Annotated in this window: 1 pseudogene; it reads left to right on the forward strand. The window is 69.3% G+C overall.

Annotated features, from left to right (window positions below):
- Nucleotides 1–473, forward strand: a pseudogene (locus tag GTW43_RS03720) (coagulation factor 5/8 type domain-containing protein); the annotation flags it as partial.

The raw sequence follows: 473 nt of genomic DNA on the forward strand, positions 1-473 counted from the left end.
ATCTGGCCCTGGACGACGGCGGCTGGTCGAGCGGCGGTCTCATCGCCGACTCCAAGATCGACGGGACGGTCGCGTCCGGGTCGCAGCAGCAGTTCCTGACCCGCAACAGCGACCTCGGCGGATGGAACGGCTCCAACTGGAACATGGTCTTCGTCGGCGACAAGGGCGCCCCGGGCAACACGTTCCCCAGCCCGCCCGACACGAGCGTCGAGCGGACCCCCGTCAGCCGCGAGAAGCCCTTCCTCTACGTCGACGACGCGGGCACCTACCAGGTGTTCGCACCGGACGTACGCACCGACACCACCGGTGCGAGCTGGACGGAAGGCGCCCCCGCGGGCACCTCGCTGCCGCTGAGCGACTTCTACGTCGTCAAGGAGGGCGCCACCGCGTCCGACATCAACGCAGCCCTCGCGGACGGGAAGAACCTGCTGGTCACCCCGGGGGTCTACCACCTCGACCAGACCCTGAGGGTG

Source organism: Streptomyces sp. SID5785, from assembly GCF_009870065.1.
GTDB lineage: Bacteria > Actinomycetota > Actinomycetes > Streptomycetales > Streptomycetaceae > Streptomyces.